General features: G+C 34.4%; 20 protein-coding genes. 12 read left to right on the top strand and 8 right to left on the bottom strand.

All coding sequences use genetic code 11. The features are described from left to right. Nucleotides 1–53: 53 nt before the first annotated feature. The gene (locus ACEN2I_RS15660) at nt 54–800 is read left to right on the top strand and encodes an acyl-[acyl-carrier-protein] thioesterase (protein ID WP_441767040.1); all 747 of its coding nucleotides are present in this window, start codon (nt 54–56) and stop codon (nt 798–800) included. A gap of 121 nt (nt 801–921) precedes the next feature. Here the strand turns inward: ACEN2I_RS15660 and ACEN2I_RS15655 are convergent, their stop codons facing one another. Genes ACEN2I_RS15655 through hutH form a run of 3 tightly spaced genes read right to left on the bottom strand, consistent with a single transcriptional unit; the run spans nt 922 to nt 4,493 of the window. Beyond that, nucleotides 922–2,253 carry an anion permease gene (locus ACEN2I_RS15655; protein ID WP_441767039.1) on the bottom strand — a complete coding sequence of 444 codons (1,332 nt, stop codon included), beginning with the start codon at nt 2,251–2,253 and terminating at the stop codon, nt 922–924. A gap of 32 nt (nt 2,254–2,285) precedes the next feature. Continuing rightward, nucleotides 2,286–2,930 (bottom strand): DUF47 domain-containing protein, encoded by a 645-nt coding sequence (locus ACEN2I_RS15650; protein ID WP_056250900.1) that lies wholly within the window; start codon nt 2,928–2,930, stop codon nt 2,286–2,288. Between the two features lie 48 nt (nt 2,931–2,978). After that, nucleotides 2,979–4,493, bottom strand: a complete 1,515-nt coding sequence (hutH, locus tag ACEN2I_RS15645; RefSeq protein ID WP_441767038.1) for a histidine ammonia-lyase — start codon at nt 4,491–4,493, stop codon at nt 2,979–2,981. A gap of 598 nt (nt 4,494–5,091) precedes the next feature. On the opposite strand from hutH, the gene thrA reads away from it, so the two are divergent. The 7 genes from thrA to ACEN2I_RS15610 all read left to right on the top strand — a co-directional run bounded on the left by thrA (nt 5,092) and on the right by ACEN2I_RS15610 (nt 14,283). Then, a complete protein-coding gene (gene thrA / locus ACEN2I_RS15640) occupies nt 5,092–7,539 on the top strand; it encodes a bifunctional aspartate kinase/homoserine dehydrogenase I (RefSeq protein ID WP_441767037.1) in 2,448 nt (815 codons plus the stop codon). 74 nt (nt 7,540–7,613) lie between these two features. Next, the gene (locus tag ACEN2I_RS15635; RefSeq protein ID WP_441767036.1) at nt 7,614–8,537 is read left to right on the top strand and encodes a homoserine kinase; all 924 of its coding nucleotides are present in this window, start codon (nt 7,614–7,616) and stop codon (nt 8,535–8,537) included. 319 nt (nt 8,538–8,856) lie between these two features. Next, a complete protein-coding gene (thrC, locus tag ACEN2I_RS15630) occupies nt 8,857–10,146 on the top strand; it encodes a threonine synthase (RefSeq protein ID WP_441767035.1) in 1,290 nt (429 codons plus the stop codon). A gap of 206 nt (nt 10,147–10,352) precedes the next feature. Then, nucleotides 10,353–12,320: a hypothetical protein gene (locus tag ACEN2I_RS15625; RefSeq protein WP_441767034.1), complete on the top strand. Its 1,968-nt coding sequence runs from the start codon at nt 10,353–10,355 to the stop codon at nt 12,318–12,320. Nucleotides 12,321–12,440: 120 nt separating this feature from the next. Next, nucleotides 12,441–13,043: a hypothetical protein gene (locus ACEN2I_RS15620; protein ID WP_441767033.1), complete on the top strand. Its 603-nt coding sequence runs from the start codon at nt 12,441–12,443 to the stop codon at nt 13,041–13,043. 8 nt (nt 13,044–13,051) lie between these two features. Next, complete coding sequence (locus ACEN2I_RS15615; RefSeq protein WP_441767032.1) at nt 13,052–13,240, top strand: hypothetical protein; 189 nt, start codon at nt 13,052–13,054, stop codon at nt 13,238–13,240. 536 nt (nt 13,241–13,776) lie between these two features. Further along, nucleotides 13,777–14,283, top strand: coding sequence for a GNAT family N-acetyltransferase (locus tag ACEN2I_RS15610; RefSeq protein ID WP_441767031.1), 507 nt, complete (start codon nt 13,777–13,779; stop codon nt 14,281–14,283). Between the two features lie 128 nt (nt 14,284–14,411). Here ACEN2I_RS15610 and ACEN2I_RS15605 read toward each other — a convergent pair whose 3' ends face one another. From ACEN2I_RS15605 to ACEN2I_RS15585, 5 genes are all read right to left on the bottom strand, one after another. Further along, on the bottom strand, nt 14,412–15,245 hold the full coding sequence (locus ACEN2I_RS15605; RefSeq protein WP_441767030.1) for a phospholipase A: 834 nt from the start codon (nt 15,243–15,245) through the stop codon (nt 14,412–14,414). 511 nt (nt 15,246–15,756) lie between these two features. After that, nucleotides 15,757–16,140: a DUF3037 domain-containing protein gene (locus tag ACEN2I_RS15600; protein WP_441767029.1), complete on the bottom strand. Its 384-nt coding sequence runs from the start codon at nt 16,138–16,140 to the stop codon at nt 15,757–15,759. After that, nucleotides 16,130–16,912, bottom strand: a complete 783-nt coding sequence (locus tag ACEN2I_RS15595; protein ID WP_441767028.1) for a HipA family kinase — start codon at nt 16,910–16,912, stop codon at nt 16,130–16,132. The genes ACEN2I_RS15600 and ACEN2I_RS15595 overlap by 11 nt, the downstream gene beginning before the upstream one ends. A 215-nt stretch (nt 16,913–17,127) precedes the next feature. Beyond that, entirely contained in the window at nt 17,128–18,168 is a 1,041-nt protein-coding gene (locus tag ACEN2I_RS15590) for an RluA family pseudouridine synthase (RefSeq protein ID WP_441767027.1), read from the bottom strand. After that, nucleotides 18,158–18,778, bottom strand: coding sequence for a PASTA domain-containing protein (locus ACEN2I_RS15585; protein ID WP_441767026.1), 621 nt, complete (start codon nt 18,776–18,778; stop codon nt 18,158–18,160). The genes ACEN2I_RS15590 and ACEN2I_RS15585 overlap by 11 nt, the downstream gene beginning before the upstream one ends. A gap of 314 nt (nt 18,779–19,092) precedes the next feature. Between ACEN2I_RS15585 and ACEN2I_RS15580 the strand changes: the two genes are divergently transcribed. From ACEN2I_RS15580 to coaD, 4 genes are all read left to right on the top strand, one after another. Continuing rightward, nucleotides 19,093–20,064, top strand: a complete 972-nt coding sequence (locus ACEN2I_RS15580; RefSeq protein WP_441767025.1) for a D-alanine--D-alanine ligase — start codon at nt 19,093–19,095, stop codon at nt 20,062–20,064. A 72-nt stretch (nt 20,065–20,136) separates the two neighbouring features. After that, a complete protein-coding gene (locus ACEN2I_RS15575; protein ID WP_441767024.1) occupies nt 20,137–20,748 on the top strand; it encodes a hypothetical protein in 612 nt (203 codons plus the stop codon). 48 nt (nt 20,749–20,796) lie between these two features. Next, on the top strand, nt 20,797–21,489 hold the full coding sequence (locus tag ACEN2I_RS15570; RefSeq protein WP_441767023.1) for a DUF421 domain-containing protein: 693 nt from the start codon (nt 20,797–20,799) through the stop codon (nt 21,487–21,489). Between the two features lie 95 nt (nt 21,490–21,584). Then, nucleotides 21,585–22,043 (top strand): pantetheine-phosphate adenylyltransferase, encoded by a 459-nt coding sequence (coaD, locus tag ACEN2I_RS15565; protein WP_441767022.1) that lies wholly within the window; start codon nt 21,585–21,587, stop codon nt 22,041–22,043. Nucleotides 22,044–22,054 lie beyond the last annotated feature (11 nt).

The following is a 22,054-nucleotide window of genomic DNA, read 5'->3' as shown; positions in this document are numbered from 1 at the left end:
CTATATGCTATCTCTAAATCCTAAAATTATAATAATCTAAGAAGTCTAAACAAATGCCAATATCACCAAATTTCACTTCCGTTTTAAGCAAAGACTGGGAAATCAATTTTACGCAGTGCACTCCAAACGGTTATCTAAAATATACAGATCTCTGTAATATCTTGCAATTGACTGCAGCAGCACATTCAGAAATTGGCGGCATCAGTTTTTATGATATGCAGGAGTTTCATCAAGCCTGGGTTTTAAGCCGAATGCGGGTAGAAATTAACACTTTACCAAAATCAGGAGATATGGTAACCGTAAAAACATGGATTAATAGTCTGGAAAATTCACGCTCTGTCCGTGCTTTAGAAATGTACGTCAACGGAAAAAAGATAGTAGGCTGCGAAACGTATTGGGCTGTTTTTAATACCCAATTACGCCGTCCGGAAGCTTTGGCATTGGCTTATGACCATTTCGAATTATTTCCTGAAAACAGAGCAACAGAAGAAGGTTTTTCTAAAATAAACATCAACCATGATAAAGAAGCCGTATTTGAAAAAACAGTTTATTTATCAGATCTTGATATTGTCAATCACGTAAATAACGTTAAATACCTGGAGTGGTGTCTTGATCACGTTGATTATAAACGAATTTTAAAACAGCAAGTAAAAAGCTTCGAAATGAATTTCATGAAAGAGCTTTCCTTAAAAGATACAGTCATAATTCACGAAAGTGAAAATGAGGACCACACTACCGCCACATTTAGTATTACAAAAGGCGAAAAAACATGTTTTGCATTACAGTTGAACTGGAAATAAATGAGCAGAGAATCATAAAATATATTAAAGCAAAAAGCTGGTTTCAAACTAAGAAACCAGCTTTTTTTATATGTTTAAATGCGATATTTACATCTCACATATTACAAAAATCATTTTACGATTAAATAAACACACTCAATATAAAATAAACCACTCCCGCTAAAAGAGCCGAAATAGGAATCGTTAATACCCATGCCCAGATCAAGCTTACAGTAACACCCCACCTTACAGCAGACACACGTTTTGTTAATCCAACCCCGATGATAGAACCTGTGATGGTATGTGTTGTACTTACCGGAATTTTTAAATGTTCAGTAAAATAAAGTGTTAAAGCACCTGCAGTTTCAGCAGCTACACCTTCAAAAGAAGTCACTTTTGTAATTTTAGAACCCATTGTTTTTACAATTTTCCATCCCCCGCTCAACGTTCCTGCAGCAATAGCAGAATAACAAGCTAACGGAATCCAGCCTGGCATCACACCTTTTACTCCCATATCTTCATTAGGCAAAACAACGTCCAGCCATGAATTCATATGAACACCTGGATTAGTATTGATATAAACGGCTACAGCTGCAGCAATGATACCCATAACTTTTTGTGAATCATTTCCTCCATGACCTAAACTAAAAGCTGCAGAAGATAATAATTGCATCTTTTTTAAGGCTCCATCAGCCTGATGAAGACTTAAACTGCTAAATATTAAACAAAATGCACTTACAGTCAATACTATAAAAGCTACCAAAAACCATTTAATATTATGCGGATCAAAAGCTACGCTCCAAAAATGTGAATCAAAACGAGGCTTGCCAATTTTATCATAAGGAACCATTTGACTGTAAACGAACCAAACAGTCAAAATCATTAAAGCGATTGTAAATATTTTGGGACCAATACTTTTACGTGAAGCATTTAATAACCAAATTGAAATTAAATAAGAAGCAATCATTCCCACTAAAGGCGCTAAAACAATAAAAGCAATAATGATAATTACCCCGGAAGGCATTCCTCCATCTTTGCCTGATTTATACCAGCTTACTATTTCATACCAATAATGCGTAGTTCCATCTTCACCAATATAACCTGAAAAACCATGTACGGCAATCGCATGAGCAACTGCTGCACCTGCAAAACCTCCAATTAAAGTGTGTGAAGAACTTGAAGGAATCCCTAACCACCAGGTCAATAAATTCCAACAAATAGCTGCAATAACACCGGCAAGGATTACAACGAGGTTAATCTCCATAGTGTGTGCTGTTTTTGCAACAGTATCTGCAACACCAAATCCAAAAACCCAATAAGCCAGAAAGTTAAAAAATGCTGCCCAAAGAACGGCCTGAAAAGGCGTTAGAACCTTTGTAGCAACAACGGTAGCTATAGCATTTGCCGCATCATGAAAACCATTGATGTAATCAAAAATTAAAGCTAATACTATAATAATTATAAGTAGCGTCATAAAATTATAACTTCAGAATGAAATAAATTGAATTAAGAATGTTTTACAGAAATAGATTCCAGTATGTTGGCAACACTCTTACATTTGTCTGTTGCTGATTCTAAAACAGATAACACTTCTTTATATTTAATAATATTTTTGGCGTCTGTTTCGTTTTCAAAAATTTCAAAAACTGCTTTGTTATATACGTTATCCGACTTGTTTTCCAGTTTATTGATTCTGGCACAAGCGTCTTTAATTACTTTGAAATTCTTTAAATTTCTCAACTCTTTTACCGCACTGTCAATATTTTGACAAGCTTCAAGGTTGATTTCAGTCATCTTTCTGATTGATTTTGTAATCTTATCTACCTGATACAATCGCATTCTGCTTGCTGCTCCATGAAGGTAATCAGCCACGTTATCAATAGAGGTAATTAAGGTGTGGATATCCTCTCTGTCAAACGGAGTAATAAAGTTTCTACTCAACTCAAGGTTGGTTTGACGTGTAATGTCTTCTCCTCTTTGCTCTAATTCATCAATTTTCTGAAAAAGAACTTCTCTTTCTTTCAATGGAAGGTTTACAGCTTCGTGTAAGTTAGAAGCTAATTCAATTAAATTGCTTGAAGCTTCTTCAAAAAGTGGAAAGAATTTTTTGTCTTTCGGCACTAAAAATTGGAAAATACTGTTTATAGACATTTTTATATTTTTGATAGTGCAAAATTACTTCAATATTATTTTGCAATGTTAAGCCATTGTTAACAAATCATTTTCAATTTGGAAACTACCTAAAAATGCTATAGTATTCTCAATATCATAATGCAGGATTCTGTCTTCCTTAACTAAAGGCACAAGTTCTCTGTAACTGTTCAAAAACATTTCGATGAAATCACTTGATTTTAAAGGTTCTCTGTAAGCAATGGCCTGAGATGCATTTAATAACTCAATGGCCAGAATTCGCTCTAAGTTATCCAATATTCTTAGGGCTTTTGTTGCTCCGTTTGCTCCCATACTTACGTGATCTTCCTGTCCGTTGCTCGAAACAATACTATCTACACTTGAAGGTGTTGCCAATTGTTTATTCTGACTGGCAATACTGGCAGCGGTATATTGCGGAATCATCAATCCCGAATTCAATCCTGGATTATCAACTAAAAATGCTGGTAAATTGCGTAATCCTGAAATTAACTGATACGTTCTTCTCTCTGAAATACTCCCTAATTCGGCCAAAGCAATTGCCATAAAATCCAATGCCAGGGCTAAAGGCTGCCCGTGAAAATTTCCACCTGAAATAATCTGATCGGCTTCAATAAATATATTTGGATTATCAGTAACGGAATTGATTTCGGTTTTGAATACTTTTCGAACATAATCAATTGCATCTTTTGAAGCGCCGTGAACCTGAGGCATACAACGGAAAGAATACGGATCCTGAACGTGTTTTTTCTCCTGGGCAATAATCTCGCTTCCTTCCAAAAATTCATTGATACGCTGAGCAGTTACAATTTGTCCTTTGTGAGGACGTATAAAATGAATCAATTCGTTAAAAGGTTCGATTCTTCCGTCAAAAGCTTCCAATGAAATGGTTCCGATTAAATCTGCCAGATACGAATATTTGTAGGCTTTAATCAAAATATGAGCTCCATAAGCTGCCATAAACTGGGTTCCGTTTAATAAGGCCAGTCCTTCTTTTGACTGTAAAATAATTGGTTCCCAGTTAAAGTGTTTTAAAACTTCGGATGAGGCCATTTTTCTGCCTTCAAAAAGCACTTCTCCTTTTCCTAATAAGGGCAAAGATAAATGTGCCAAAGGTGCTAAATCTCCTGAAGCACCAAGTGAGCCCTGTGTATATATAATAGGAAGGATGTCATTATTATAAAAATCAACCAGACGGTTTACTGTCTGCAGCTGAATTCCGGAATGTCCGTAGCTTAAAGACTGGATTTTAAGCAACAACATCAATTTTACAATTTCAGCAGGAACTTCTTCACCTGTTCCGCAAGCATGTGATTTTACTAAGTTTTCCTGAAGCTTTGATAAATTTTCATTTGAAATCTTTACATTACAAAGTGACCCAAATCCTGTATTGATTCCATAAATAGGTTCTGAATGTGAAGCCATTTTTTTATCAAGATAATCACGGCATTTCTGAACATTTACTTTTGCTTCATCAGATAATTCAATTTTTTTCTGATTGACAATTATCTCCTTTAGAGATTCCAATGTCAGGATTTCAGTACTTATATAATGGATATGACTCATTTTATTATAATTTAAGACCGCAAAAATCAACAAATCAACATTAAAAAACAACAATTTATAACAATATTAAAATATTTAATCTCTAACCTTGACATCTTATATATTTCACAATAACAATGATTGTTCTGTTTTTATTATATGATATGGTTTTTCTCGCAATAGTGCTGTCTAATTTTCATTTTTGAATTCTATATCCAATAAAACCGAAGAAGTAATAATTACAACCTGCCACAAAAAGGGGATTAAAGATACGAATAAGTCAGCATTACAGATTTAATTTTAACAAATACTCAATATTGAATTTTTATCATTTGAATTATTAAAATATTCGCAAAAAGAAAAATTGTCTTTTTAACTTTTATAAAAAACTGTACTTTTGGAAAATCAAAAATGAAACGTAACAGCAATAAATATCAATCTGCAATGACAGCTCAAACAAGAGTTGCAACTGCTGCTACTACCATTTCTACTACAACAACTACTACCCCTTAGGGGTATACATTTTTACATATAATCCTGGTTATCTATACTTTTTTCATGAAAGAAGAAAGGCTTTGGATACATAAAAATATTTGCTTAAAAGAAAAAAAAATCAAAAATGAAAGTATTAAAATTTGGCGGAACTTCGGTTGCCAATGCACAAAATATAAAACTTGTTCTCGAAATTATAAGCCAGAATTCTAAAGCAAACAAATTGGTTGTTGTTGTTTCCGCATTCAGCAAAGTAACAGACATGTTGCAATTGGCCGCTGCAAAAGCAGCAGAAAATGACGAAAATTTCAGAGAAATTGTTGCTGAAATTGAGAAAAACCATCTTGATACCTTAAAAGAACTTATTCCGGTTAGCGAGCAAAGCAGCTTATTGAGCCACGTAAAAAGAATTATCAACCATTTAGAAACCTTATTGGATGGCTGTTTCTTATTGGGAGAGCTATCTCCAAGAACTGCCGATACCATTATGAGTTTTGGTGAATTGCTTTCTTCTTATATTATTGAGCAGGCGTATCAGCAAATTGGTAAAAATGCGGTTTATAAAGACAGTCGCGAATTAATCAAAACCAATGCTGATTTTGGAAAAGCTGCTGTTAATTTTGATATTTCAAACCAACTGATTCAGGAATATTTTACAGATAATGAATCTCAAATTACTATTTTACCAGGCTTCATTGCTCAGACACTTGACGGAATCACATCTACTTTAGGACGTGGAGGTTCTGATTATACTGCCGCCATTATTGCCGGAGCGCTTGATGCCCAACAATTAGAAATCTGGACTGATGTAAACGGAATGTTTACAGCAAACCCGAAAATCGTAAAACAGGCACAGCCAATTGCTAATATATCCTATCAGGAAGCAATGGAATTATCGCATTTTGGTGCAAAAGTGTTATATCCGCCAACAATTCAGCCGGTTTTAAGAAAAAACATTCCAATTCTGATCAAAAATACTTTTGATACAGAAGCAGAAGGTACTTTGATTACCAATCAGGCTCCTGCAAATGGAGCAGCGGTAAGAGGAATCAGCCATATTGACAATATTTCGCTATTAACCCTTGAAGGTCCGGGAATGATCGGAGTTTCAGGTTCATCAAAACGTTTGTTTGAAGTACTGTCGCACGAAAAAATCAATGTTATTTTTATCACTCAGGCATCTTCTGAACATTCAATTTGTATCGGAATTTTAAATTCAGATGCTGATAATGCGGAAGAAGCCATTAACAAAGCTTTTGAAATTGAGATTTTACAAAACAAAATTGATCCTTGTATTGTTGAAAAAGACCTTTGCATTATTGCCTTGGTGGGTGAAAATATGAAAAGTCACCAGGGTCTGAGCGGAAGGATGTTTAGTACTTTAGGAAAAAACAACGTGAATATCCGTGCGATTGCTCAGGGTGCTTCTGAAAGAAATATCTCTGCGGTAATCAACGAAAGAGATGTTAAGAAAGCACTGAACACGTTACACGAAAATTTCTTTGAAGAAAACACCAAACAGCTGAATTTATTTGTAATGGGTGTTGGAAATGTAGGTGAAAAATTCATCGAGCAGATTCACAACCAAAAGAAATTCCTAAAAGAAAATTTAAAGATCAACGTTCGTGTAATTGCTTTGTCAAACTCCAGAAAAATGCTTTTTGACGAAGACGGAATTTCTTTAAAAGACTGGCAAGCTGATTTAAATAAAGGAGAACCTGCAAATAAGGAAGTCTTTATTGAACGTGCAAAAGAAATGAATTTACGTAACAGTATTTTTGTTGATATTACAGCAAACGCAAGTGTTTCTGAGACTTACGAGCAATTTTTAAAACAAAGTATTGCCGTTGTAACTTGTAATAAAATCGCGTGTTCCTCTGCTTACGACAATTATAAAAAACTAAAAAGCCTGTCACGCCAATATAACGCTCCATTTTTATTCGAAACGAACGTTGGTGCGGGATTACCTATTATTGATACGGTAAAAAACTTAATCGCTTCAGGTGATAAAGTGCATAAAATACAAGCGGTTTTATCAGGAAGTCTGAACTTTATTTTCAACAATTTTGACAAGAATAATTCTTTTCACGATGTGGTAAAAGAAGCCGGAGTTCAGGGTTTCACGGAACCGGATCCAAAAATCGACTTAAGCGGAATTGACGTTGCCCGTAAAATCTTAATCTTAATCCGCGAAAGCGGTTACGAAATGGATATTGATGCCATCGCCAACGAATCGTTCCTACCCGCTGAATGTTTAGCAACAATAACCAACGAAGACTTTTTTGCTTCGTTAATCAAACATGCAGGACATTTTAACGGAATTTACGAAGAAGCTTTAGCCAAAGATTCCCGTTTGAAATACGTAGCACAATTCGAAAACGGAAAAGCAAGCGTAGGTTTGCAATTCATTCCAAAAGACCATCCTTTTTACAATCTGGAAGGAAAAGACAATATCGTGTTGTTCTACACCGATCGTTACATAGACCAGCCTTTATTGATCAAAGGAGCCGGTGCCGGTGCAGCCGTTACCGCTTCAGGGATTTTTGCAGATGTAATTCGTATAGGAAATATATAATTTAGTTGATAGTTATTAGTTGATGATTGATAGTCAAGCCATCAACCGAAAACCAACGACCAACAACAAAATTTATGACTGAGATTAAACTATTTTGCCCGGCAACTATTGCGAATCTTTCGTGCGGATTTGACGTTCTTGGACTTTGCTTAGACAATGCGGGCGATGAAATGATTATTCGAAAGACAGCTGAAAAAGGCGTTCATATTACTAAAATCGTAGGTGCTAATCTGCCTTTGGAAACCGAAAAAAATGTTTCGGGTGTGGCAGCTTTGGCGATGCTGGAAACTTTGGATGAATTGGATTTTGGTTTTGAAATCGAAATTTATAAAAACATCAAAGCGGGAAGCGGAATCGGAAGCAGCGCTGCCAGTTCTGCGGGAGCGGTTTTCGGAATTAATGAATTATTAGGAAGACCATATTCAAGAAAAGACTTAGTACAGTTTGCTATGCAGGGCGAGAAATTAGCCAGCGGAAATGCCCATGCAGACAACGTTGCCCCTGCCCTTTTAGGCGGATTTACTTTGGTAAGAAGCTATGCTCCGCTTGATATTATCCGAATTGACAGTCCGGAAGAATTGTTCGCAACCGTGGTTCATCCTCAGATTGAATTAAAAACATCGGATGCCCGTTCGGTATTGAAACAAACGGTTTCCCTAAAAAGCGCGATTATGCAATGGGGAAATGTAGGCGGATTAATCGCCGGATTATACACTAAAGATTACGATTTGATTGGAAGATCACTTCATGACGAAATCGTAGAACCTTTACGAAGCGTTTTGATTCCAGGTTTTGACCTGATCAAACAAACGGCTTATGAAAACGGTGCTTTAGGCTCTGGAATTTCAGGTTCAGGTCCTTCGATATTTGCTTTAAGCAGAGGAAAAAACACCGCAGACCAAATCGCCAAAGCTATGAGTGAGGTTTATGAAAAAATGAATTTACCGTATGAAATTCATGTTTCGAAAATTAATCCGGATGGTGTACGCGTTTTGTAAAATTTGAAATGTATCAAGTAAAAAGAATTAAGTATTAAGACAAAGTTTGTCAGACTGAGCGAAGTCGAAGTCCACGCAAAGTAAAGACACAATATATAACCGTGCAGTTTGTCATTTCGACGGAGGAGAAATCTCCACGAGAAGCTCTACAAAGATTGGACTTTCGTTGCGGAGTTACTTGCGAAGATTTCTCCTCCGTCGAAATGACAAAAAATGCGCTTAAAATAGTAAACCATAATTTATTGGAATTTAGAATTTTAGTATTGGAATTTACTTTCTAAAATTCTAAAATTCTAAAGTCTAAAAATCTAAAATAAAAATGAAATACTACAGTTTAAACCATAATGCCCCGGAAGTTTCTTTTAAAGAAGCAGTGATACAAGGATTAGCGAGTGACAAAGGATTGTATTTTCCGCAAACCATCACGCCTTTAAATCCTGCCTTTTTTAATGTAATCGAAAATCTGAGCCACAATGATATCGCTTTTGATGTGATTCATCAATTTGTGGGCGATGAAATTCCAGAGGAGAATTTAAGAGAAATTATTAAAGATACTTTGTCTTTTGATTTTCCTGTTGTGGAAATAGAAAACGGCATCTATTCATTGGAATTATTTCACGGTCCTACCATGGCTTTCAAAGACGTTGGAGCACGTTTTATGTCACGCTGCCTCGGGTATTTCAATAAAGACAAAAAAGATGCTAAAAACACTGTTTTAGTAGCCACTTCCGGAGATACCGGCGGTGCTGTTGCCAGCGGATTTTTAGGCGTTGATGGTGTTGATGTCGTGATTTTATATCCGTCAGGAAAAGTGAGCGACATTCAGGAAAAACAATTGACCACTTTAGGACAAAATATTAAAGCGTTGGAAGTTGATGGCGTTTTTGATGATTGCCAGGATATGGTGAAAAAAGCGTTTTTAGATGAAACTTTATTGCATAAAAACCTGACTTCGGCGAATTCTATTAATATTGCGCGCTGGTTGCCGCAAATGTTCTATTTTTTCTTTGCTTATAAAGCGTTGAAAAGCCAAAACAAACCGTTAATTTTCTCTTGCCCAAGCGGAAACTTCGGGAATATCTGTGCCGGAATTATGGCAAAGAAATTAGGTTTGCCAATTGAACATTTTGTAGCCTCTACAAACGTAAACGATACCGTACCAAGATTCTTAACAAATGGAAAATACGACCCAAAACCTTCTAAAGCGACCATCTCAAACGCTATGGATGTTGGAAACCCAAGCAATTTTATCAGGATTCAGGAATTGTACAATAATGACCTGAAAGCTTTCGAAAAAGACTTCTCTTCTTATAGCTATACCGATGAGCAAACGCTTGAAGCTATGAAAAATATTTATAACAAAGATGGTTATATTGCAGAACCTCACGGTGCTGTAGGGTATTTAGGTTTGAAAAAAGAATTGCAGAAAAACGATAATGCCATTGGTGTTTTCTTAGAAACGGCTCACCCAATTAAATTCTTGGATGTAGTTGAACCTGCTTTGGAAATTACGCTTCCAATTCCAACTCAGATTGAGAGTGTTATTAATGAGGAAAAAGTTAGTGTGAAGATTGGGACTTATGAGGAGTTGAAGAGTTTCTTGGGGTAATAATTCTCCTTTAATAAATTATTTAAGCCACGAATTAAACAGATTAACTCATGTTTGATTGTGGCTCTTTTTATTAGTTTTTTGTAAGTAAATTTAATATGTTTGATAAAAAATAAAATCTACATTTTATTAAGCAAAATAGAACAAAAATAACATGTTATATCTCTAAAATTCTTTCTTCAAATTCAATAAGAAATTGACACAATATGCAAATAGACATAAAAGGAAAAATAAACGAAAAAAAACTTGCATTTAGCAACACATTACTTCCTCTTTATGAAGCAATTGTAAATTCAATACAAGCAATTGAAGAAGATAGCGCCACATCAACAGGTATCATAGAAGTAAATATTATTCGTTCTACCCAAAAAGAAATCGAATTTAATGAAACGGATAGCGAAAGTTTACCAGAAATTGTAAATTTTGAAATACGAGATAATGGTAATGGTTTTAATTCAGAAAATTTTGATTCTTTTAATTATGCACATTCAACATATAAATTTGCAAAAGGAGGAAAAGGAATCGGAAGATTTACTTGGTTAAGAGCATTCAAAAAAGCAGAAATTGAAAGCAGATTTAGAGAAAATGATCAATGGAATTTAAGAAAATTTAATTTCGAACCTACAAAAGGAGGAATTGAAAAACATAGTCTGGAAAAAGTTAATACAACACAAGAAAGATATACTATTGTTAAACTAAATGGCTTAAAAGAGGAATATAGAAAGTGGTGCAATAATAAAGCTGAAGATATTGCTTTAAAAATAATTGAACACGGTTTTGTTTATTTTCTAAACGAAAATTGTCCTAGAATTTTACTAAATGATCAGGGAAATCAAATAGTTATTAATGATCTTTTTAAATTATTTACAAGAGGACAAGTAAAATCTAAAAAAATTAAGATTAGAAAAAATGAATTTAATTTAAGTCTTGTAAAACTTTATAGTAAAATTCATTATTGTGCTAATACAAGAGAAGTAATTTTTGATAAAATATCAATTGATATCCCAGAAATGGATAACTTTCTTTATGATAAAGAAGGAATCCCATTTTCAATAGCTGTTTATGTAGAAGGAGATTTTTTAAATAATAATGTCAATGATGAAAGAACTACTATCGCATTTACAAAAGGAGAAATCTCATTTCCTGATGATACAACCCAAGAAGAATTAAGACAAAAAATCACTGAATTAATTTATTCTGAGTTCAAAGACCAAATTGAGAAACTTTCACAAACAAGATATATTAAAGTTCAAGAATTTGTATCGCAACATCCCAGATATAAACAACTTTTAAAATATAAGCCAAACGAATTAAAAAAGATACCTTCCACACTTTCAGAAGAAAAAATGGAAATTGAATTATTTAAAATTCAACAAAGTTTAGAACTTGATGTAAAAAAAGAAGCTAAGACCATTTTGAAATTTATTGAAAATGAAGACGACAAGGAAGCTTTTACAGAAAAACATAAAGAAATCTATGCCAAAATTATTGAAGTTGGAAATTCAAAACTATCGGAATATGTTATCCACAGAAAATTAGTTTTAGAGCTTTTTGAAAAATTTTTAAAAACAAAAGCTCCAGAAAAAGCTGTCCATAGTTTAATATTCCCTCTTCAAACTTTGTCTGATGAAATTGGTTTTGAAGATCATAATCTTTGGATGATAGATGAAAAATTATCATATCATAAGTATTTAGCTTCAGATAAAAAATTTAAAAAAATTAAACCATTAAATTCTGAATCAAACGAGAGACCTGACCTAATAGTATTTAATAAACCATTTGCTTTTTCAAATGATAATAAACCATATGAATCCATTGTTATAATTGAATTTAAAAGACCAATGCGTGATGATTATTCTGATGAAGAAAATCCAATTCAACAAGTTACACGTTATGCAAGGGAAATAATTGACGGTGATGCTAAAGATAAAAATGAAAGAGAATTTGATTTTAGACAAAATACTCCAATTTATACTTATATAATTTGCGATTTAACTAAAAAACTTAAAGCATATGCAAAAGACGGCGGATATAAACTTCTTCCTAGTGGTAATGGATATTTCTTCTTTAATGACAACTATAACATGTATGTTGAAATATTAAGTTTTGATAAAATTTTAAAAGATTCGAGTGAAAGAAATAGAGTTTTATTTGAAAAACTTAATCTAACATAGATCTTACGTTGGCATTTGAAAATATTTCCTACGCTCGCAAGAGCGTCATACACATGAATACACAGACTTTTATATTTTATAATTATTTGTTAAATAATATTGTAAAATTAGGATAAAAACATGAAAAAATCAATTCTATTATTTTCTTTAATTGCTTTATATTCTTGCGATAATAAATATAATCCCTATCAAAAAATAAATTTAGAGACTTACTCAAAGTATATTCCTTTAGACACATTATTACAAAAAGAAAATGTATTGATAACAAAAGTGCAAGATTCTAAATATCCTATAATTTCTAAAATACTTATTAAAAAGAGTAACTCATATTTTATTTTTGATACAGATTGTTATTTAGAAAATGACTCTACAATAATTGCTTATGCACCACCTTTCCAATCAGATTTAGATAATGGGAGTTTTCAAAAAAATGGTATTTGGCTGTATACAGAATTTTATACCGAAGAAAATAAGAAAGGCAATTCTATTTATGAAATAAGTGATTCTGGTGCAAAATTTAGCGTCGATTCATTACCACAAAATTTAAATCTTAGATCACTTCCAAAATCTGAAGGCATTTATTTTTTTGAAAATAACAGTCTTAAACAAGTTTCTGCGATTCAGTCTGAAGATGCATTTTATAAACTCAATAAAAACGGATTTTATTTTTTACCAAACACTGGAAGATTATTTGAACATATAAAAATAAGCTCCATAAAATAAAAAATACAATGGCAATCTGGCAATATCTTTTAATCGTTGTTCCTGAAAATTCAATTGACAAGAATTATAATATTTTTGAAGACAACGAAGCTGAATTTTTACCAGACACTAATTCATTTTGGGCAACTTTTACTGGCAGTTCTAACTCTATTATTTCAGAACTTGATCCCCTGCTAGCGCGAGCGTCTCGCTCGTGAACACAAAGAAATTCAAAACCAATTGTAACGGGCACGAGCGTGACGCTCGCGCTAGCAAAGATTTTTATGAATAAATTAGATAAAATATAAACAAAATCAAAAAGCTTTTCTAATATTATTATTTTAGAATTTGCTTATTGCTCTTTAACTTATTGTTTTTATAAAATTTTCCCTTTCAAAGGTGACATACTTTTTTGGCTCTATATTTTTATACTTATTGCAATACCTGTAACTTTCAATACTTATCTATATTAAATTATAAAGAGAAAGCTGATTTTCTACAAGCAAACCATATCCGCATAATTCAAATATTACTTTTAATTTTTATATTCAAATTCTTAATTTAAAAATTTGTGATTTCTTGCATGGTCTCAAACGTTTCTGTTTAATTTCTATTCGGCTTTAGCTAAAAAACTGTTGAAATTAGAGTAAAGCCATTCCTTAATATCCTAATTTTGTCCTTCCGGCTAAAGCTGGCGGTGAATCAATTATTTTTAGCTAAAGCTGAAAAAGATTAAATAATAGAGCATACCAAAATGATTACACAAGCAATCTTACAAGACATTCCGGCATTAACAACATTAATCAACTCAGCATACAGAGGCGAAACTTCCAAAAAAGGCTGGACTACCGAAGCTAACATTTTAGAAGGAAAAAGAACTACGGAAGAGGAATTGACCCAAACTATTCAGGAACCAAAAAATACAATCCTGAAATATACGGAGAACAATCAGATTATTGGTTCAGTTTTACTGGTCAAGAAAGAACAGCAATTGTATTTAGGAATGTTAACCGTTTCACCGGAACTTCAAAACAGCGGAATCGGTAAAAAGATGCTGGCAGAGGCTGAAAATCATGCCAAAGCTTTGGGATTATCTAGTATTATTATGACGGTAATCTCGGTTCGTGAAGAATTGATTGCATGGTACAAACGTCATGGTTATGTGGCTACAGGCGAAAGAGAAGCTTTTCCTGAAAACGAAATTCATATTGCCATTTCTGATGAACCATTGGAGTTTGTGTTTTTGGAGAAGAGACTTTAAAATTGTAACGCAGAGATTCGCTAAGGGTTTACGCAAAGTTGCACAAAGGATTTTTTTTATCGCGCAAAGACGCAAAGTCGCAAAGTTCATATTATAGAATCTGTAATTAAAAAATCACACTTTACGATTTAAAAAATTCCCATATTCTCAGGTTTTATCGTAAATCCTAAACGTAACATGCTTTTATGTTCCTGATAATCGATTAAACTTTCTGTATAGCCTACAAACCATTGAAGGGTGAGATAATAATTTTCATTTTTGTAAGGTCTCCAGTTTACTTGTGTCTGCAAAGATCCGTAATTGATAAGACCACTTCCTTTTCTAAAAAGAATGTCGGCACTCCATCGTCCAGGCTGAATCTGATAAGTTGCGCTCGCTTCGCCGTAACCCACATATTTCGTGAGTCCAGGATTATCTTCCTTATCAACGAGAGGAAACCAACCTCTCAGTCCGACTATCCAACGTGGTGAAACCTGTGTTTTTAAGGAAAAAGCAAGCATATTCCAGGTTCTGGAATAGATAGAATCCCTGCCGTTTGATTCGTGTTCTAAAGAGATTGTTCCATACGTCAGTCTTCCGCCTTTTAAATAAAACGGACGCACAATGGCTACACCCGGATTAAAGTTAATTTCTGAAAATGGTTTTGAACTGGCATAAATATCCCAAAAAGATTTTTGGGTGTACATCAAATAGGGAAAAAAGCCACCCCATAAAGGCTTTGATTTCAGTCTAAGCTTAAAGCTTACCTGATATTTAACGTCTGCATTATTACGGGTGATATCGGTATTGATTGGCACTCCTGTCAAAAAATAATTGTCTTTGTGAACAGAAAAACTAGGTTCTTTCAACAGCGAATCTGCTGCCCGAAAATCTTTTTTAGTCTCTAAAACAGTTTCTAAAATTTGGGAATTTACTTGGATTGAAAATAAAGTGATAAAAATGAATAGGTATTTTGAGTGCATTCTGTAAACTTGAATTTATTTTGACAAGGTATATTATTTTAATAACAAATATTGACTCAATAAAATAAGTATTAACCCAATAAATAAATTAATGAAAACTTTAGTTTTACTGCGAAAATTCGCAAAGGGGTGCGCATAGGTTTTCTAAGTTTTTCTTTTTTTAAATCTCGCAAAGTCGCGAAGGCGCAAAGTTTTCACTATTCAACACAAAGCAACCGCATAGTTTGTTATTTCGACGGAGGAGAAATCACACTCGTAATTCGATAAAGATTGGCGATTCTGATTGCGCAGTTTCTAGTCTGATTTGCTTTGCCTGTTCGCTATAGCTCAGGTCTCGCTCCTCGGAATGAAAAAAATGAGAAAAAAATCTCTTATGAAAACGAATGCCCTAGCCCTGATGGCAGCGGCATCCTTTTGTGGCGGGGTTCGGCACAAAAGATATAGTGTACAGCAGGAAACAGCTCCTAAATAAAACCTTTGAACCTTTGTTACTCTGTAGCTTTGAACATTTTTAAAGAACCAACTCTTCAAATAATCGCTGAATCGTTTTCTCCAAATTCTCACACATTCCGGGATGCGGTCTTGACGTTTGAATAGCAGAACTGCGAATAGCCGTTAACCATCGGAAACGTTCCGGAATATCAAACTCTGCAATTGGACCGCCGTCTTTGGCTCCGTTGGTAATTTTTACTAATGACGTTAGATTACATTCTAATTGTTCAATGTCGAAATCATTAGAAAGGGCTTGTATTTTTTCTTTATTTAAGTGAAAAAGAACCTTTATAAACTTGGCTTTTTTGCAAAACAAAATGATTCCAATATTCAGGAATTCCTCGCGCTCTACCCTTGGTACCACACGAATTACGGCATACTCATATAAGTGACTATCTTGCATTTTGAGCCTGGTTTACAAAGATTTCGGAATGATTTAATCGGGTCTGCAAAAACTGTAAATAGACATTTCGCAAGGCTTCGGGCGTTTCATCGGTATCTTCCCATTGCAGCCATTCCAGCGGAATCGTATTGACAATTTCTTCTAATATTTCAGGAGTCAAGAGTGCTCTGAATTCGGCATCAACTTCTTTTAAAAGTGAAGCCTGAGGCAGCAATACATGGTCTTTAATCAACGCAAACGGACTTTTCGCATGCTGCTCCCAATTGTTCCAGGAATGATGAAAGTATAAACATGCTCCATGATCGATCAGCCATAATTCTTTATGCCAAATCAGCATATTGGTGTTTTTAAAAGTTCGGTCGACATTGGTAATATAAGCGTCCAGCCACACAATCTGCGAAGCTAATTTAGCGTCCACTGTCGTTACCACCGGATCAAACGTAATGGCACCTGACAAAAAATGAAGTGCCAGATTCAATCCCTGACTTCCCTGCAGCAAATCCTGAATCTCTTCATCGGCTTCCGTTCTTCCAAAAGCCTCATCAAGATTCGCGAAAACCAGCTCCGGAAGCTGTAGTTTTAAGGATTTTGCAATTTGTCCACCTACCAATTCGGCTATCAAAGCTTTTACGCCATGACCGGCACCTTTAAATTTCAGGACATATTTAAAATCGTCATCGGCTTCTGCCAAAGCAGGCAAAGAACCTCCTTCGCGCAAAGGCGTGATGTAACGCGTAACATTGACAGTTCTTAGATCAAAATTGTTTTCCATGCAGATAAAATATATTTCACAAGCAGTAATTGCTTTAATACAAACTTACTAAATTTAGATGGTTAGCTTTTTGGACTTTTTAGATTTTTAGAGTTAAGTCAAATAAGTATCTTTTCTTGAATTTATATTTTTGCATTTAAAAAAATACCCCTAAAAGTCAAATAACTATTTAGGGGAACTTAATATATACTTTACTCTTTACTCTTTACTCTTTACTACTCTTCCTCCTCAACATGATGTGATTTCGAATAATTGCGCCATTTTTCGAGGCAATCCTGAAAATCCTGAGGCAATTCGGTATCAAAACGCATCATTTCTTTGGTGTTTGGATGCACGAAACCAAGAGTTTTAGCATGCAGCGCCTGACGTGGCAAAGCTTTAAAACAATTCTCGATAAACTGTTTGTATTTGGTAAACGTAGTTCCTTTCAAAATCAAATGACCACCATAACGTTCGTCATTAAACAACGGATGACCAATATGTTTCATGTGCGCACGAATCTGGTGTGTTCTTCCGGTTTCCAAACGACATGAAATCAAAGTCACATAACCAAAACGCTCCAAAACCTTATAATGTGTAATGGCAGGCTTCCCTATTTCAGGATCAGCAAAAACGGCCATTTGCATACGGTCTTTTAAATGTCTGGCAAGGTTTCCTTCGATTGTTCCTTCTTCTTCGGCAACATTTCCCCAAACCAGTGCAATATATTCACGTTCAGAAGTTTTGGCTTCAAATTGTTTCGCCAAATGCGTCATTGCCGCTTCGGTTTTCGCCACTACCAAAAGTCCAGAGGTATCTTTATCAATTCTGTGAACCAGCCCCGGACGTTCGCTGCTGTTCATGGGCAGGTTGTCAAAATGATGTGCCAATGCGTTTACCAGAGTTCCGGTGTAGTTTCCGTGACCCGGATGAACCACCATTCCCGGTTCTTTGTTGATCAACAGCAAAGCATCATCTTCATAGACAATATTAAGCGGAAGGTCTTCAGGAAGGATATGGTTTTCAAACGGGGGATGCGACAACATCACCGTAATAATATCAAGAGGTTTTACTTTATAATTTGATTTTACCGGAATCTCATTTACATAAACACTTCCTTCGCTTGCCGCATTCTGAATTTTATTCCGGGTTGCATTCGGAATCATATTCATCAAATATTTGTCAATTCGCAAAAGCGCCTGACCTTTAGGTACATCAAACCTGAAATGTTCGAATAATTCGTCTTCCAGGTCTAAATTTTCATTATTATCGTTCATCAGTTGGGTTTTCATCAGTTGGCGCAGCAGTACTGTCTATCTCACTTTCATCTACATAAGTTGCTTTTCCGTCTCCAAGAACCAAGTCAATTTTGGATGCTTTTAATACGCGGTCTCCTGCTTTTAGGTTTCTGCCTTTATAACGAAGTTCCATAACCATATCTTTTCCCAGATTCGGAATATAGGTAATCGTTCCTTCTTCAAGCCCTAAGGCTTTCAATGTTGGAACCGCTTCACGATATGTTTTATCGATTAAATCCGGAATTCGAACAGACGAAAACCCGGATGCATTAATTTTAATATATATTTTTCTACCTACTTTTACCTTTGTTCCCGGCAGCGGATCCTGCTCCACTACACTATATTTAGGAAATTCACTTTTATAATCAACACTATCCAAAAGCACATAATCCAGGTCCAGTTCGTCCAGTTTTTCCTCCACCTGCTCTTCGGTCAGTTTCGCTAAATCCGGAACTGCAATTTCATGTCCGTGATCAGTTGTAAAAGTCAACCAATGCATAAACAAATAACCTAAAACGGCAATAATAGCAGCCGCACCTAATACTTGTAAAAAAAACACCCGGCTAGTTAAATACTTACGTAAACTCATAAATTTATTTTTAGTTGACGCAAAGATAAAGCTATTTCGTTTCAAAAAAAATGATAATTTTGTTTAAAACAAGAAAGTAATATTATTGTCATCCTGAGCAAGTCGAAGGAAGATTTTTGGAATGTGGAATTTAAAAATTTGGAATTTCATTTTCAGGAGCTGTTTCCTGCTGTTCGCTATATCTTTTGCGCCGAACCCGGCACAAAAGGATGTCGCTTCCATCAGGGCTAGGGCTTTAGGTTTTTAAAGATATTTGGATTAAACGATTTAACAAATCAACTATTATAACAGATTAAACACATAAACACCAAAAAATGAAAAACATTGCCATCATCATGGGCGGATATTCAAGCGAATATAAAATCTCTCTAATCTCAGGAAACGTAGTACATCAATATCTTGATAAAACAAAATATAACGGATTCCGTATTCATATTTTTAAGGAGAAATGGGTTTATGTAGATGAAAAGGATGCTGAATTTCCAATTGATAAAAACGATTTTTCGGTAACCGTAAATGGTGAAAAAATCAAATTTGACTGTGTTTTTAATGCTATCCACGGATCACCAGGCGAAGACGGATTAATGCAGGCCTATTTTGAGTTATTGCAAATTCCACAAACATCCTGCGATTATTATCAGGCCGCTTTAACCTTCAACAAACGTGATTTATTGTCAGTTTTAAAACCATACGGAATCAAAACCGCAATTTCTTATTACCTGAATAAAGGAGATGTCATCAATACAGACGAAATTGTAAACAAAGTAGGTTTGCCTTGTTTTGTAAAACCAAACAAGGCAGGTTCAAGTTTCGGAATATCAAAAGTAAAAACTGCTGCCGAATTGCCAATTGCGATTGAAGTAGCTTATAAAGAAGACAACGAAATCATCATCGAAAGTTTCCTGGACGGTACGGAAGTTTCGGTTGGAGTGATTAATTACAAAGGAAAAATTACCGTTCTACCAATCACTGAAATTGTTTCAGACAATGATTTCTTTGATTACGAAGCCAAATACGAAGGCAAATCACAAGAAATCACACCAGCGAGAATTTCTGATGAACTAACACAAAAAATAGGCGAAACAGCCAAACGTGCTTACGAAGTTTTAAAAATGAAAGGTTTCTCACGAAGCGAATTCATCATTGTAGACAACGAACCACATATGCTCGAAATGAACACCATTCCGGGATTAACCACAGAAAGTTTGATTCCGCAGCAAGCCAAAGCAGCCGGAATATCTCTGGAAGATTTGTTTACGAATGCTATTGAGCTGGCTTTAGAATAGTCACTAAGATATCAAGGTGTTAAGTTTCTAAGATCTTAGCACCTTTTTTTAAATAATAAATGAGGTTAATTTATGATGATTATAGTTGGAACCCGTGATTCAAACATAAAAAACGGAACGATTTTAAATGAAAAATGTCCGAAATGTAATCAAGAAGACTCATTACATTTTAACATTTACAGAAGATATACCCATCTTACGTTAATTCCGTTATTTCCTGTTGGAAAACTTGTAGTTATAGCATGTGATCATTGTAAACAAACATTTGAATATGACGATTTATCGGAAAACATTCAACTAAAACTAAGAAATGAAAAATTAAATTCTACTCCATGGATGTATTTAGGTTCAATTGTAATAGCTGGATTCATTTTCTTTTCAATCAATAATTATTTTGATAAAAAGGAAGAAACCAGTATTCTAATAAAAAATCCAGTTTCAGGTGATGTTTACAATTTAAAGTTTTCAAATGGTTATTATTCAAACTTGAGAATTGACAAAGTAACTATAGATAGTATTTATACAACTCATAACGATTTTGATGCATATATGCCTTATGAAGTAGATGACTTAAATAAATCAGAAAACTATTCAAACAAAAAAGTCTATTATTCCAGAAAAGACATTTTGAAGCTTTATCAGGAAGATGAAATAATAAAAATTACAAGAAAACAACATAACTAAAAAAAACAATTAAACATAAGTAAATCAATATTTTAGCAACTTTAAAAAATGAAAGAAATCTTCGAATGGGATAGATTGTTATTTAACGAATTACCGGGAGTTTTTCTTCTCGAAGTCATATTTCGTTCAACAGTAATGTTTATTATTTTGCTGATAACATTAAAATTAGCCGGAAAACGCGGAGTAAAACAATTATCCGTCTTTGAAACTGTCATTATTATTGCATTAGGTTCAGCGGCGGGCGATCCAATGTTTTATGAAGATGTTGGTATTGTGCCAGCTATCGTAGTTTTTACAGTAATTATCATTTTATATCGATCTGTTACCTGGTTAACAGGCAAAAGCAAAAAATTTGAAGAGCTTATTGAAGGCAAAACCGAATGTCTGATCAATGACGGAAAATTTTCTGTTACAAGTTTCAAAAAAGAAACTTTGGCACAAGATGAATTTTTCTCTGAGCTTAGGGTAAATTCGATTGAACATTTAGGACAGGTAAAACACGCTTTTATAGAACCTAGCGGCGATATAAGTATTTTTTATTATGAAGATAAAGAAGTAAAATTTGGACTCCCGATTTTACCTGCTTTGTTTAATGAAAAGAGCAAAATCATTCCAGCTAACGGAATGTATGCCTGTACTTTTTGCGGACATACCGAAGAACACAAAGCAGGAACTGCAAAATGTGACATTTGTAAAAAAGAAGAATGGGTGAAGGCCATAAACCCAAAAAGAATTACCTAAAATACATTTCAAATTTTAAAATTCTAAAATAACGTTTCTATAGATTTTACCAAAAAGTAAAACTTAGAAACTCAGAACCTTACAAACTCTAAAAAATGCGAAAAGCCATATTTCCCGGATCATTTGATCCCATCACGCTTGGTCATGAAGACATTATCAAAAGAGGAATTTCTCTTTTTGATGAAATTGTAATTGCCATTGGTGTGAATGCCGAAAAAAAATACATGTTTTCACTTGAAGAAAGAATACGCTTTATTGAAGAAACTTTTAAAAATGAACCAAAAGTATCCGTAATAAGTTACGAAGGATTAACTATTGATCTGGCACACAAACAAAAAGCCCATTTTATTTTAAGAGGACTGCGTAATCCAGCCGATTTCGAATTCGAAAAAGCTATTGCCCATACCAATAGACGACTTTCTAAAATAGAAACTGTTTTTTTATTAACTGCAGCCAGAACTTCCTATATCAGTTCAAGTATCGTTCGGGATGTATTACGAAACGGCGGTGAATATGAAATGCTGGTTCCGAATGCAGTTAGAGTGAAGAAATAAAGGAAGTAAAT

The sequence above is a fragment of the Flavobacterium sp. W22_SRS_FK3 genome (genome assembly GCF_052113665.1).
GTDB lineage: Bacteria > Bacteroidota > Bacteroidia > Flavobacteriales > Flavobacteriaceae > Flavobacterium.
Note: the sequence above shows the minus strand (reverse complement) of the source record. Positions and strands in the feature narration are given on the sequence as shown.

Bases quoted from the DNA above. Each gene is read 5' to 3' on its own strand.
- ACEN2I_RS15660 (WP_441767040.1), top strand. From the start codon at position 54: ATGCCAATATCACCAAATTTCACTTCCGTTTTAAGCAAAGACTGGGAA.
- ACEN2I_RS15655 (WP_441767039.1), bottom strand. From the start codon at position 2,253: ATGACGCTACTTATAATTATTATAGTATTAGCTTTAATTTTTGATTAC.
- ACEN2I_RS15650 (WP_056250900.1), bottom strand. From the start codon at position 2,930: ATGTCTATAAACAGTATTTTCCAATTTTTAGTGCCGAAAGACAAAAAA.
- hutH (WP_441767038.1), bottom strand. From the start codon at position 4,493: ATGAGTCATATCCATTATATAAGTACTGAAATCCTGACATTGGAATCT.
- thrA (WP_441767037.1), top strand. From the start codon at position 5,092: ATGAAAGTATTAAAATTTGGCGGAACTTCGGTTGCCAATGCACAAAAT.
- ACEN2I_RS15635 (WP_441767036.1), top strand. From the start codon at position 7,614: ATGACTGAGATTAAACTATTTTGCCCGGCAACTATTGCGAATCTTTCG.
- thrC (WP_441767035.1), top strand. From the start codon at position 8,857: ATGAAATACTACAGTTTAAACCATAATGCCCCGGAAGTTTCTTTTAAA.
- ACEN2I_RS15625 (WP_441767034.1), top strand. From the start codon at position 10,353: ATGCAAATAGACATAAAAGGAAAAATAAACGAAAAAAAACTTGCATTT.
- ACEN2I_RS15620 (WP_441767033.1), top strand. From the start codon at position 12,441: ATGAAAAAATCAATTCTATTATTTTCTTTAATTGCTTTATATTCTTGC.
- ACEN2I_RS15615 (WP_441767032.1), top strand. From the start codon at position 13,052: ATGGCAATCTGGCAATATCTTTTAATCGTTGTTCCTGAAAATTCAATT.
- ACEN2I_RS15610 (WP_441767031.1), top strand. From the start codon at position 13,777: ATGATTACACAAGCAATCTTACAAGACATTCCGGCATTAACAACATTA.
- ACEN2I_RS15605 (WP_441767030.1), bottom strand. From the start codon at position 15,245: ATGCACTCAAAATACCTATTCATTTTTATCACTTTATTTTCAATCCAA.
- ACEN2I_RS15600 (WP_441767029.1), bottom strand. From the start codon at position 16,140: ATGCAAGATAGTCACTTATATGAGTATGCCGTAATTCGTGTGGTACCA.
- ACEN2I_RS15595 (WP_441767028.1), bottom strand. From the start codon at position 16,912: ATGGAAAACAATTTTGATCTAAGAACTGTCAATGTTACGCGTTACATC.
- ACEN2I_RS15590 (WP_441767027.1), bottom strand. From the start codon at position 18,168: ATGAACGATAATAATGAAAATTTAGACCTGGAAGACGAATTATTCGAA.
- ACEN2I_RS15585 (WP_441767026.1), bottom strand. From the start codon at position 18,778: ATGAGTTTACGTAAGTATTTAACTAGCCGGGTGTTTTTTTTACAAGTA.
- ACEN2I_RS15580 (WP_441767025.1), top strand. From the start codon at position 19,093: ATGAAAAACATTGCCATCATCATGGGCGGATATTCAAGCGAATATAAA.
- ACEN2I_RS15575 (WP_441767024.1), top strand. From the start codon at position 20,137: ATGATGATTATAGTTGGAACCCGTGATTCAAACATAAAAAACGGAACG.
- ACEN2I_RS15570 (WP_441767023.1), top strand. From the start codon at position 20,797: ATGAAAGAAATCTTCGAATGGGATAGATTGTTATTTAACGAATTACCG.
- coaD (WP_441767022.1), top strand. From the start codon at position 21,585: ATGCGAAAAGCCATATTTCCCGGATCATTTGATCCCATCACGCTTGGT.